The sequence below is a fragment of the Burkholderia sp. JP2-270 genome, from assembly GCF_003233675.1.
In the GTDB taxonomy this organism is placed as follows: Bacteria; Pseudomonadota; Gammaproteobacteria; order Burkholderiales; family Burkholderiaceae; genus Burkholderia; species Burkholderia pyrrocinia_C.
In genome coordinates this window covers 2,254,529-2,266,287 of the sequence record NZ_CP029825.1, presented here as the reverse complement: position 1 = coordinate 2,266,287, position 11,759 = coordinate 2,254,529, and the positions used below count along the sequence as shown (strand labels likewise).

General features: G+C 66.9%; 11 protein-coding genes and 1 pseudogene. 7 read left to right on the top strand and 5 right to left on the bottom strand.

All coding sequences use genetic code 11. From position 1 onward, the window contains the following. Nucleotides 1–75: 75 nt before the first annotated feature. From DM992_RS28355 to DM992_RS28345, 3 genes are all read right to left on the bottom strand, one after another. Nucleotides 76–2,034, bottom strand: coding sequence for an arylsulfatase (locus tag DM992_RS28355; protein WP_111019572.1), 1,959 nt, complete (start codon nt 2,032–2,034; stop codon nt 76–78). A gap of 147 nt (nt 2,035–2,181) precedes the next feature. Then, entirely contained in the window at nt 2,182–2,901 is a 720-nt protein-coding gene (locus DM992_RS28350; protein WP_111019571.1) for an SDR family oxidoreductase, read from the bottom strand. Nucleotides 2,902–3,078: 177 nt separating this feature from the next. Beyond that, nucleotides 3,079–3,990 (bottom strand): LysR family transcriptional regulator, encoded by a 912-nt coding sequence (locus DM992_RS28345; RefSeq protein WP_111019570.1) that lies wholly within the window; start codon nt 3,988–3,990, stop codon nt 3,079–3,081. 127 nt (nt 3,991–4,117) lie between these two features. Between DM992_RS28345 and DM992_RS28340 the strand changes: the two genes are divergently transcribed. After that, nucleotides 4,118–5,137, top strand: coding sequence for an NAD(P)-dependent alcohol dehydrogenase (locus DM992_RS28340; protein ID WP_111019569.1), 1,020 nt, complete (start codon nt 4,118–4,120; stop codon nt 5,135–5,137). A 48-nt stretch (nt 5,138–5,185) separates the two neighbouring features. Here the strand turns inward: DM992_RS28340 and DM992_RS43565 are convergent. Then, a pseudogene (locus tag DM992_RS43565) lies at nt 5,186–5,305 on the bottom strand (porin); the annotation flags it as partial. A 221-nt stretch (nt 5,306–5,526) separates the two neighbouring features. On the opposite strand from DM992_RS43565, the gene DM992_RS28325 reads away from it, so the two are divergent. Then, nucleotides 5,527–5,817, top strand: a complete 291-nt coding sequence (locus DM992_RS28325; RefSeq protein WP_011694564.1) for a co-chaperone GroES — start codon at nt 5,527–5,529, stop codon at nt 5,815–5,817. A gap of 12 nt (nt 5,818–5,829) precedes the next feature. Then, the gene (groL, locus tag DM992_RS28320; RefSeq protein WP_111019568.1) at nt 5,830–7,470 is read left to right on the top strand and encodes a chaperonin GroEL; all 1,641 of its coding nucleotides are present in this window, start codon (nt 5,830–5,832) and stop codon (nt 7,468–7,470) included. A 145-nt stretch (nt 7,471–7,615) separates the two neighbouring features. Here groL and DM992_RS28315 read toward each other — a convergent pair whose 3' ends face one another. Continuing rightward, nucleotides 7,616–8,767, bottom strand: coding sequence for a porin (locus DM992_RS28315; protein WP_111019567.1), 1,152 nt, complete (start codon nt 8,765–8,767; stop codon nt 7,616–7,618). A 736-nt stretch (nt 8,768–9,503) separates the two neighbouring features. Between DM992_RS28315 and DM992_RS28310 the strand changes: the two genes are divergently transcribed. From DM992_RS28310 to DM992_RS28295, 4 genes are all read left to right on the top strand, one after another. Then, nucleotides 9,504–9,875 (top strand): DUF6697 family protein, encoded by a 372-nt coding sequence (locus DM992_RS28310; RefSeq protein WP_047901706.1) that lies wholly within the window; start codon nt 9,504–9,506, stop codon nt 9,873–9,875. Nucleotides 9,876–9,933: 58 nt separating this feature from the next. After that, nucleotides 9,934–10,152 (top strand): hypothetical protein, encoded by a 219-nt coding sequence (locus DM992_RS28305; RefSeq protein ID WP_239511372.1) that lies wholly within the window; start codon nt 9,934–9,936, stop codon nt 10,150–10,152. A 139-nt stretch (nt 10,153–10,291) separates the two neighbouring features. After that, on the top strand, nt 10,292–10,813 hold the full coding sequence (locus DM992_RS28300; RefSeq protein ID WP_111019565.1) for a PTS sugar transporter subunit IIA: 522 nt from the start codon (nt 10,292–10,294) through the stop codon (nt 10,811–10,813). Nucleotides 10,814–10,861: 48 nt separating this feature from the next. Continuing rightward, on the top strand, nt 10,862–11,755 hold the full coding sequence (locus tag DM992_RS28295) for an acetylglutamate kinase (protein WP_111019564.1): 894 nt from the start codon (nt 10,862–10,864) through the stop codon (nt 11,753–11,755). The last annotated feature ends 4 nt before the right edge of the window (nt 11,756–11,759 follow it).

Below are 11,759 nucleotides of genomic sequence, written 5' to 3'. Positions count from 1 at the left end.
CCTGCCCGCTCCAGGTTTTCCGCCCCGAAGACAATCCCCTCGTGAGCCCTGGAGCGCAGCGACAGGTCCGGGGGCTCAGTAATAACCGCGCGGACGCAGCGGCTCGACGCCGCCGACGTTGCTCATGTACGTCTTCCACTGCTCGACGAGCGTGCCGATCACCGACGGGTTCTGCGCCGACACGTCGGTCGTCTCGCCGCGATCCGACGCGAGGTCGTAAAGCTGCCAGTGCCCGTCGAGCGGCCCGAGCGGCGGCTCGGTCCACAGCGCCTTCCAGCGGCCGTCGGCACTGCGCAGGTACGCACGGCCGTATGCTTCGTCGCCGAACGGCGCCGTATGCACCTCGCCCGTCGCCGAGCCGGTGAGCACCGGCAGCAGCGACTGGCCCGTAACCGGGTACACGTAGCGGTTGTTGTAGATCACCTTGCCCTTGTTCTGGTCGACGCCCGTCAGCGTGTTGACGAGCGGCGGCGCCGGCTGCGACGGCGGCGTGACGCCCGCGACCGCGAGGAAGGTCGCCGTGTTGTCGGTCACGTGCGTGAACGCGCGCAGCGTCGGCAGTTGCTGCGACTGGCCGGGCAGGCGCACGATCGTCGGCGCCGATACGCCGCCCTCGGCCGAATAACCCTTCGTGAGCCGGAACGGCGACGCGCTCACTTCGGCCCAGCGCAGCCCGTACTGCAGGCGCTGCGCGTTCTGCTTGCCGTTGTCGGTGCCGAGCGCCGAATAGGTCGGCTCCTGCGCGTTCGCGGTATCGGTCGCCGTCGGGTCCGCGCCGGAATCGATCGGCCAGCCTTCCGCGCCGTTGTCCGACTGGAACATGATGAACGTGTTGTCGTATTCGCCGATGTCCTTCAGGTGCTGGATCAGCAGGCCGATGTTGTAGTCGAGGTTCTCGACCATTCCCGCGTAGATCTCCATGTAGCGCGCCTGCGCCTTGCGCTCGGCCGGCGACAGGCTCGACCACAGCTTGTCGACCTTGCCGGTGCCATAGTCGCTGTAGCCGTCCGCGGCCGAATGCACCGCGCTGATGTATTTCGCGCTCGCGGTGCCGTTGTTCGCGGTCGCGGGCGACGCCGCGGTCGTTTCAGGCAAGCCATCGAACGGCTTGAAGTCGGCGGGAATCAGGCCGAGCGCTTTCTGCCGCGCGATCCGCGCGTTGCGGATCGCGTCGTAGCCGGCGTCATACACGCCCGCGTACTTGTGCAGCCACGGTTCGGGCACCTGAAGCGGCCAGTGCGGCGACGTGTACGCCGCATATGCGAAGAACGGCTTGCCGTCGCGCCGGTTCGAATCGATGTACGAGATCAGCTTCTGCGTATAGAAATCGGTCGAATAGAACACGGCCGGGCTGCCGCCCGTGCCGCCCGGCTGCCCTGGCTGGCCAGGCTGCACGTAGCGGCCGTCCTCCGTGTAGTTCGACGAGCCGGCCGGCTCGTGCGCGAAGTGGTTGGTCGCCGCGCCGCCGAGCAGCACGTAGCTGCGCTCGAAGCCCCACTGGTCGGGCGTCTGCCCGCTGCCCGTCGCACTGCCGACGATCCCCGAACCGATGTGCCACTTGCCCGCGATATACGTGTGATAGCCGGCGTCCTTCAGCAGTTGCGCGAACGACAACGCTCGGTCGTTCAGGTAGCCCTCGTAGCCGGGCAGCCCGCGCCGCTCGTCGGTCGGCACGCCCATCGTGCCTTCGCCGACGAGATGGTGATCGGTGCCGGACACCAGCATCGCGCGCGTGATCGCGCAGACGGTGCCCGTGTGATGGTTCGACAGGATGCGACCCGACGCGACGAGCGCGTCGAGGTTCGGCGTGTTGATCTCGCCGCCGAATGCATGGATGTCGGAATAGCCGAGATCGTCGGCCATGATGTACAGGATGTTCGGGCGTTTTGCGGCCTGCGGCGGTGTTGTATTGGCCTGCGGAGGCGGCGAATCGCTATCGACGCCGCCGCACGATGCGAGCGACAACGCGCCGGCGATCGCGGCACAGACGACCCGAAAACGGAAAGCATGCAACGGCGACGCGGACTTTTTCATTATCGTGAACGCTCGATCTACGGGATCGGCGATCTTAGCGTCGCACGCGCGGCGCCCAAAGTCGGATTCGTCACATGCTTACGGGGTGCGGGAATATGCGATGCGGGCCCGATGCAGGCCGTTTTTCGCGACCCGCGCCGCGATGTGTCAGCTCCGCCCGCCGAGGCTGCCGCCGCCGTCCACGGCCAGCACCTGCCCCGTGACGAAACCGGCTTCGTCGGACAGGAAGAACGCGATCGCGGCCGCGACGTCGTCGGGCGTGCCGAGCCGGCGCGCGGGAATCGTCGCGAGCACCTTGCGTTCGGCTTCGCTGCCGACCGGCCGCGTCTGTCGGAACAGTTCGGTCTCGATCGGCCCCGGCGCGACCGCGTTGACGGTCACGCCATGTTCGGCGAGTTCGAGCGCCCACGTGCGCGTGCAGCCGACGAGCGCGCTTTTTGCGGCCGAGTATGCAGTGCGATCGAGGCTGCCGAAAATCGCGCGGCTGCAGATGTTGACGATGCGCCCGTGGCCGCGCGCCTTCATCGCGTCCGCAAAGTGCTGAGTAACCTGGATCGCGGCTCGCACGTTGAGATCGAACACCGCCTGCAGCGACCCGAAATCGATCTGCCCGAGCGGCTGCGGCAACACGATGCCGGCGTTGTTGACGATGCCGTCGACGTCGTGCCGCTCGCTGATGCGCGCAAGGGTTGCCGCCGTCTGTTCGATGTCGGCAAGATCGCACGCGAGCAATTCGCCGGGGAAATCGACGCCCTGCGCATGCCGCGCAAGGCCGATGACGCGATGGCCGCGCTGCGCCAGAAATGCGCTGACCGCGAAGCCGATGCCGCGCGACGCGCCGGTGACGAGGTAGGTGCGGGATGACATGATTCGTGCCTTTGTGGAAGGAATCGAAGAAGTCGCGATGCGTACGCAGCCACGCGGCGCATCCGCGTTCCGGACGATTGTGCATCGGGCCGGAAAAACACGTACGGTCGCCGCACTCGCATCGTTCAGCCGCTCCGCCAGGATGCGGTGCGCGCTTGTGCGGGCCGCCTTCCCGTCTCAGTCCTCCGACGCCAGCATCCGCGGAATCTCGTCGACCAACGCATCGATGACGACACGCACCTTCGACGGCACGTGGCGCGACGACGGCCGCACCGCGAACACCTCGGCGCCCGACACGCTGTTGCTGTCCATCACGAGCGCGAGGCGACCGTCGCGCAGGTAAGGCGCCATCAGCCAGCACGGCAGCCACGCGAGGCCCGCGCCGGCAGCGGCCGCGTCGGCGATCGCCTGCAGGTCGTCGAACCGCAGGCGGCCGGCCGCGCGGTGGTCGTGCACCGCGCCGTCCGCACCGATGATCCGCCATGGCGCCGGCTGCCCGCCGCGCGAATACGCGATGCCGACGTGCGACCCGAGTTCGTCGGGCCCCTTCGGCCGGCCATGACGTTCGAGATACGCCGGCGACGCGCAAATGCCCATTCGCTGTACGCCAAGCCGCCGCCCGACGAGCGTGCTCGTATCCGCAAGCTCGCCGATGCGCACCGCGATGTCGAACCCGTCGTTGATCAGATCGGCCAGGCGATCGCTGAACGACACGTCGATCTCGAGCCTCGGATGACGCTCGACGAGGCGCCGCATGACGGGTGCAACGCATTGCCGCCCGAACAGCACCGGCACGCTGATGCGCAGCCGCCCCGACGGCTCGCGCCGGCCCGCGTCGAGCGCAGCCTCCGTTTCGCCGAGATCGGCCAGCAGCCGCCGGCACTGCTCGTAATAGACGAGCCCTTCGTCGGTCAGGCTGAGCTGGCGCGTCGTGCGCTGCAGCAACCGCGCGCCGAGACGGCGTTCGAGCCGCGCGACGACCTTCGCGATGGCCGAACGCGTGACGCCGAGGCGCAGCGCCGCCGCCGCGAAGCTGCCCGACTCCACGACGTCGACAAATTCGGCGATGCCCCGCAGACGCTCGTCCATGCGATTCCGCTCCGGTTGTATGACAGGTTTGTGTCCACAACGGCGACAGTCAGTGGCCGAATTCTCGCCAATGCGTCCCCGTGCGCAACACTATGATAGTTCGACCTATCTCGAAAAAGGAGTCGACATGCACGCATGGCAAGTCAAACCGGGCGACGGCGCTGCCGGGCTCCGGCGCATCGACGCGACGCGCCGGCCCGTCGGGCCGACCGACGTCGTCGTGAAAATCCACTCGGCAGGACTGAACTACCGCGACCTGATGTTCGCGCGCGGCGACTATCTCGGCATCGGCAAGGACGCGCTGATTCCTGTCGCCGACGGCGCCGGCGAAGTCGTCGAAGCCGGCCGCGACGTCACGCGCTTCAAGCCGGGCGATCGCGTGATCAACACGTACTTCCCGCGCTGGATCGACGGGCCGCCCACGCCGCAGAAAGTCTCGGGTTCGCCCGGCGCGCAATTCGACGGCGTGCTGGCCGAGCACTTCGTGTCCGACGAAGCGGCGCTGGTCGCGATCCCCGCGCATCTCGACTACGACGAAGCGGCGACGCTGTCGTGCGCGGGCATCACCGCGTGGAATGCGCTGTTCGCCGACGGCGGCGCGGGGCCGGGCTCGACCGTCGTGCTGCTCGGCACGGGCGGCGTCTCGATCGTCGCGCTTCAGCTCGCACACGCGGCGGGGTTGCGCACGATCGTCACGTCGTCGAGCGACGCGAAGCTCGAACGCGCCCGCGCACTCGGTGCGGACGCAACGATCAACTATCGCGCGACGCCCGAGTGGCAGCACGAAGTGCTGCGGCTCACCGGCGGCGCGGGCGCGGATCTCGTCCTGGAAGTCGGCGGACACGACACGCTGCCGCGCTCGGTCGCCGCGACGAAGATGGGCGGCATCGTGTCGGTGATCGGCGGCGTCAGCGGCTTCGGCGGCCCAGAACTCGGGCTGCTGTCGCTGATCGGCGGCATACGGCAATTGCACGGGATCATGGTCGGCAGCCGCGCGATGCTCGACGACGTCGTGCGGTTCGTCGATGCGAAGCGGATCAAGCCGGTAGTCGATCGCGTGTTCGGCTTCGACGAGGCGCCGCAAGCGTATGCGCACCTGCAGTCGGGGCAGCATTTCGGCAAGGTCGTGATTCGCGTCGCTTCGTGATGGATGGATGAAGGCGGCGGGCCGCCGCCTTCTTTCCGGCAGGTTCCGTCAGAACCTGTGCCGGATCCCCGCATGCACCATCAACTGCTTCGAGTTCGGCGACCGATCGGCCGCGCCCGGGATATACGCGTGATCGAGCGACGAGCCGGTCGCGTCGCCTGCGATCCGCAAGCATGCGCGATCCGCGCGCAACGAGGATCTTGCGCTGTTCAGGACGGTATCGCTGCTGATCTGACGACCCCCTCCGCCCGTCTCCCGTCCATAGCGCATCCGCGCAAATGCTTTTCCGAATCCGTTATTGGATCGCGCCGTCGCGCGTTTTTATACTCGTCAGCACTCTCTGATGAAGAGTGCCAGCCAATTTCGACAGAACAGCACAGGACGAAAAGATGAGCCTACGCCCCTTGCACGACCGCGTCATCGTGAAGCGACTCGACCAGGAAACCACCACCGCGTCGGGCATCGTGATCCCCGACAGCGCCGCAGAGAAGCCCGACCAGGGCGAAGTGATCGCCGTCGGCCCCGGCCGCAAGGACACGGACGGCCAGCGCATCGTGCCCGACCTGCAGGTCGGCGAACGCGTGCTGTTCGGCAAGTACGCGGGCCAGGCCGTCAAGGTGGACGGCAATGAGTTCCTCGTGCTGCGCGAGGAAGACATCGTCGCGGTCGTCAATCAATAACGGAGCGCAATCATGGCAGCGAAGGAAATCATTTTCAGCGACGTCGCACGTGCGAAGCTGACCGAAGGCGTGAACATTCTCGCGAACGCGGTGAAGGTCACGCTCGGGCCGAAGGGCCGCAACGTGGTGCTCGAACGCAGCTTCGGCGCGCCGGTCGTCACGAAGGACGGCGTGTCGGTCGCGAAGGAAATCGAACTCGCGGACAAGTTGCAGAACATCGGCGCGCAGCTCGTGAAGGAAGTCGCGTCGCGCACCAGCGACGCGGCCGGCGACGGCACGACCACGGCCACCGTGCTCGCACAGGCGATCGTGCGCGAAGGCCAGAAATACGTCGCGGCCGGGCTCAACCCGCTCGACCTGAAGCGCGGTATCGACAAGGCCGTCGCAGCGGCCGTCGACGAGCTGAAGAAGATCAGCAGGCCCACCACCACGAGCAAGGAAATCGCGCAGGTCGCGACGATCTCCGCGAACGGCGAGGAATCGATCGGCCAGCGCATCGCCGAAGCGATCGACCGCGTCGGCAAGGAAGGCGTGATCACCGTCGAGGACGGCAAGTCGCTCGCCGACGAGCTCGACGTCGTCGAGGGGCTGCAGTTCGATCGCGGCTACCTGTCGCCGTACTTCATCAACAACCCCGACAAGCAGATCGCCGAGATCGAGAACCCGTACATTCTGCTGCACGACAAGAAGATCTCGAACATCCGCGACCTGCTGCCGGTGCTCGAACAGGTCGCGAAGTCGGGCCGGCCGCTGCTGATCATCGCGGAGGACGTCGAAGGTGAAGCCCTCGCGACGCTCGTCGTGAACAACATTCGCGGAATCCTGAAGACCGTTGCCGTCAAGGCGCCGGGCTTCGGCGACCGCCGCAAGGCGCTGCTCGAGGACATCGCGATCCTCACCGGCGGACAGGTCGTCGCCGAGGAAACGGGCCTGACGCTCGAGAAGGCGACGCTGGCCGAACTCGGCCAGGCGAAGCGCATCGAGGTCGGCAAGGAGAACACGACCGTGATCGACGGCGCGGGCGATGCGAAGAACATCGAAGCGCGCGTGAAGCAGATCCGCGTGCAGATCGAAGAAGCGACGTCGGACTACGACCGCGAAAAACTGCAGGAACGCGTCGCAAAGCTCGCGGGCGGCGTTGCGGTGATCAAGGTCGGCGGTGCGACCGAGATCGAGGTGAAGGAGAAGAAGGATCGCGTCGACGACGCGCTGCACGCGACGCGCGCGGCCGTCGAGGAAGGCATCGTGCCGGGCGGCGGTGTCGCGCTGATCCGCGTACGCCAGGCGATCCGCGAGCTGAAGGGCGTGAACGCCGACCAGGATGCGGGCATCAAGATCGTGCTGCGCGCGCTCGAGGAACCGCTGCGCCAGATCGTCGCGAACGCGGGCGAGGAAGCGAGCGTCGTCGTCGCGAAGGTTGCGGAAGGCTCGGGCAACTTCGGCTATAACGCGCAGACGGGCGAGTACGGCGATCTCGTCGAATCGGGCGTGCTCGATCCGACCAAGGTCACGCGCACCGCGCTGCAGAACGCGGCATCGGTCGCCGGGCTGCTGCTGACGACCGATGCAACCGTGTTCGAAGCGCCGAAGGATGCGGCGCCGGCCGCGGTGCCGGGCGGCCCGGGCGCGGGCGGGCCGGGGTTCGATTTCTGACGATAGACGCGGCGGCGTGCCGCCCGAACCGGGCGGCGATACGCTCGGGCATGCAGCGCGTGGCGGCCTCGGTCGCCACGCGTTTTTTCGTGCGCACCGCGGTTGCGGACGCGCCGCCGCCTCCGGCCGCACCGTCCTCTGAACTTCAGAACATCTGGCGCAGACCGATCGCCGCCCCGACGTTGTTGGTCCGGCCGATCTGGTCGACCTTGCCCGTGAGTCGGTTGGTGGCGCCCGGATAGTCGGCGGCGAATGCGCCGTTGCCGCGCGCGAAGTCCACCGTGCCGTAAACCTCGGTGTGCTTCGACAGCGCATATTCGGCCAGCACGGTCGCCGAGTAGTTGATCCCCGAGCCGAGCGTGCCGTCGAGCCGCGCCGCGTTGCGCGCATGGCCGTAGTAGCCGGCCACCGTGATCAGCAGCGGCGCGGTGGCCTGCCAGTTCGCGCCGACGTAGAACGTATCGTCGATGCGGTTCGGGCTGCCGCCGCTCAGCGCCGGCGCACCGGCCTGCTGCATGTTGAAGTCCGTCGTGCCCGTCTTGTCCTGGCCGTGCAGCCAGCCGGCCAGCAGCCGCACGGTCGGCGTGACCTGATACGCGCCGCTCACGTGCACGAAGCTCACCTTCGCGCCGTTGACCGAACTGCCGTTCACGGACGACACGGAAGTCTGCTGATAGCCCGCGTTGATCGACGCGGGCCCCTGTGCATAGGTCAGCTCCACGCCGTAAGTGCTGTCGAGCCCCATCGCGCCGGCATGGTTGCCGAAGCCGTAGATCGCGTCGACGCTCAGGCCGCTGTAGGAAAACTTGTACTTCACCGAGTTCGGCACCGTCAGGTAGTTGCCGATGCCGTTGTACGCCCAGCTGTCCTGCCAGTAGTCGCCGACGGTCATCGGGTCGAAGACGTCGCCCATCGTGTCGTACAGCGGCGCGTACTGGTTGCCGAACGTCAGCGAGCCGTAGCGGTTGCTCGACAGGCCGACGTACGCCTGGCGGCTGAACAGCGTGTTCGCGACGTGCAGCTTGCCGTCGCCGAGCTCGAAGCCGTTCTCGAGGCGGAAGATCGCCGACAGCCCGCCGCCGAGATCCTCGCTGCCGCGCAAGCCCCAGCGGCTGTGCGTTTCCGGGCCGACCGTCATCCCGATCAGGTCCTTGCCGTCCGGGCCGGCATTGGTCTGATACCGAATCGCCGTATCGACGAGACCATACAACGTGACGGAACTCTGTGCAAATGCCGACGACGTTGCTGTTACGGCGAACACCGCGCCGATACCACCGGATACGACGATGCGTTTCATGAAAGGCCTCCCCTGAGCGATTGATTTTGTAAGCAGTCCGATAGCACTCGCATCCGGAGGCCGGTACTGCGATCGGGAGAATAATCGGTCATTTTCCCGGAACCTATTGCCGGTTCTGGATTGGACCTTTCCAATATCGTCAACAATGGCGGTCGCGGCCGCGCGGCTTCCATCGTGGCGTATCGACCGGTCGAGTCCGCACCGGATTGCGGCCGCAGGATGCGCTTCGTAATGCAGCTCGGTTCGGCCTTCCGCAAGCGGATGGCGGCGAATGGCCACGGGGCGGCACCGGCGCGCACCTCCGGCAGTGCACGTAGCGGGCCATCCACATGCCTTTACGACCTTTTTACTTGCAGCCGCGCGTGCGTTCACTAGAATGTGTTCGCAATCCACCACCGAGCACGCGACATGCGCATCCGAAGTCCTCGTCCCCCGAGTTGCTTTTCTGCCTGACAGGCAGGACGCCTGCGTCTCTCTTTCCCGAGCCACCGTCCTGCCGACAGGCGGACGGTGCGCGCCGTAGTCACTCCCGCGCACGCTTGAATACGACGTCGATGCGGTAATCGCGCATCGTACGCTCAGGCGTGCTCGCGACGAATCCCCCTTGCAACGCGCGCCATCGATCCGCCTCCAAAGCGATGACCGATCGCTTGCCCACATCCGGCATGCCGATCCTGTCAAATTATTCTGCATACCTGAGTTCATCAACGGAAATTTCCGATACCGGAGCCCCGACATGTTCGAGATCGACAAGCAGTACACGCGCGAATTCATTCACACCGCATGCGGCGGCAGCAAACAGGCATTCCTGCCGACGAAGAACGGCAAGGTCGTGGCCGCGTGCCTGCGCACGGACCTCAACCCGCACGCACCCGACGTGATCCTCTGCGACGGCAGCGCGTCCGCGCGCGCGGCCGGCAGGACGCTCGCCGCGCAGCGCGACGCGATTCCGGTGTTCATCAAGATGGAAACGGATGCGTTCCGCTTCGTCGGCCAGTACGTCGTCAGCGAATCGCTCACGGCGCCGCTCGACTGCGCGCCTTACGTGCGCAACAGCGGCTTCACGCCCGGGCAGATCTCGCGCGTGCTGAAGCTCAAGCGCTGCTGACACGCGTGCACGGCGCATCGCGCGCCGCGTCTCGGTCGTCTTTCATACAGGAGCAATCATGCTTGGCTTGACGTTCTGGAAACACGTGATCGGCGCGCGGGCCGATGCCATCCGCGAAGACAAGGCCACGGCACACGACCGGCACCGCCGGCGGTCGAGAACGCTCGTGCTGACCAGTGCCGCGGTGGCGTTCGCGGCAATCGCGTTCGGCGCGCCGGTCGTCGGCATTTCGGTCTTTCTGCTGGCGACGCTGCCGTTCGTGCTGTCGGGTACCTGACGATGTCCGTATCGGGCGCGCGGTGCGTGCCGTGCCGCAATCGATACGAAATTTTAATACCGGGCCCCCGCGTATCTGACACCGTCTTTACGCGGATGTGTCTAGGATTTCCCTGTCATCACGACACGGAGAGATCCGCATGCAAACGCAGCAGGCCGCCGTCGGCGGCCAACCCGACCTTCCCCGGCGACGCGGCGGCTTGCCGCTCGTGGCCCGGCTGGCAGACGCCTGCCCGGCCGACAACATCCTGCTCGACGTGCCGGTCGAAAGTGCGATCCAGTTGTTCGACCTTGCCGCGCGATACGTCGCGCGCAACAGCGGGGTTCCTGCGGAACGGATCCGGACCGAACTGACGAAGCGTGAACAGCTCGGTTCGACCGGCCTCGGCCAGGGCGTCGCGATTCCGCATGCGCGTGTCGACGGGCTCGGCTCGGCCGTCGCGCTGTTCGTTCGCGCGCTGTACCCGTTCGCGTTCAATGCGCCGGACCGCAAGCCCGTGCGCGAATTCATCGTGCTGGTCCTGCCGAAAGAGGACGACCGCGCACACCTCGAACTGCTCGCCGACGCGGCGCGGTGCTTCAGCGAACGCCCGTTCCGGCAGGCGTCGCGCGATGCGCGGACGCCCGACGAGATTCACCGGCTCATGCAATGCACGCACTGACGCCGCGTCGCGCGGCGACGGGCACTTCCCTCATTCTTTCGGATTCCAATGTTCCCAGACCCTGAAAGTCCCACTCCTACGTCACGGCGCGTGGCCGGCTTGGCTCGCTCGCTGCCGTTCATGCAGGCACTGCACGGGCAGACCGTCGTCATCGTCGATGGCGGTGCCGCGCGCGATGCGCGCTTTCGCCACGCGTTCGCGCAGGACGTCGCGCTGCTCGCGCTCACCGGCATTCGTCCAGTCGTAGTCCAGGGTGGAACAGCCGCGTCCGGCGCGCAGTCCGTCCAGGCCGCCCGCGCTGCGATGGCCGACATCAACCACGAGCTGGTGCGCGTGATCGGCAGCCACGGCGTCAAGGCGATAGGCATCGACGGTCACGACGGCGGCCTGCTGGTCGCCGGCGCCGAATCCGACCGCGCGAACACGAGCCCGGTCGCGCAATTCGACGGCACCGCGTTGAACACGTTTCTCGGGAACGGGCTGGTGCCCGTCGTGATGCCCGTCGCACCGGACGACGCAGGCCAGGATCGCCTGCTGCGCCCCGAACGGGTCGGCAGCCTCTTCGCGCAACGCACCGGCGCCGTCACGCTGGTGATGATGGTCGAAAGCGCGCTGCTGCGCGAACTCGGCGCACTCGCGGGGCTGTACGGCATCACGGAACTCGAGCAGTGGCTCGCCGAGCATCCGGCCGCCGATGTCGCGCCCTGCGTGCGGGAAGCGCTCGATGCGCTCGCGCATGGCGTGCAGAACGTCCATCTCGCCGATATCGGGCAACCCGAATCGCTGATCGACGAACTGCTGACCGAGGAAGGGTCGGGCGTGGTGTTCTGCCGTCGCGGCAATACCGACCTGCTGTCGGAAACGCGCCGCTACTTCGCCGATTCCGCGTGCGTGCTGCGCGACGGCTTCACGGTCGAGCAGAAGCAGGTCGTGCGTTTCTGATCGG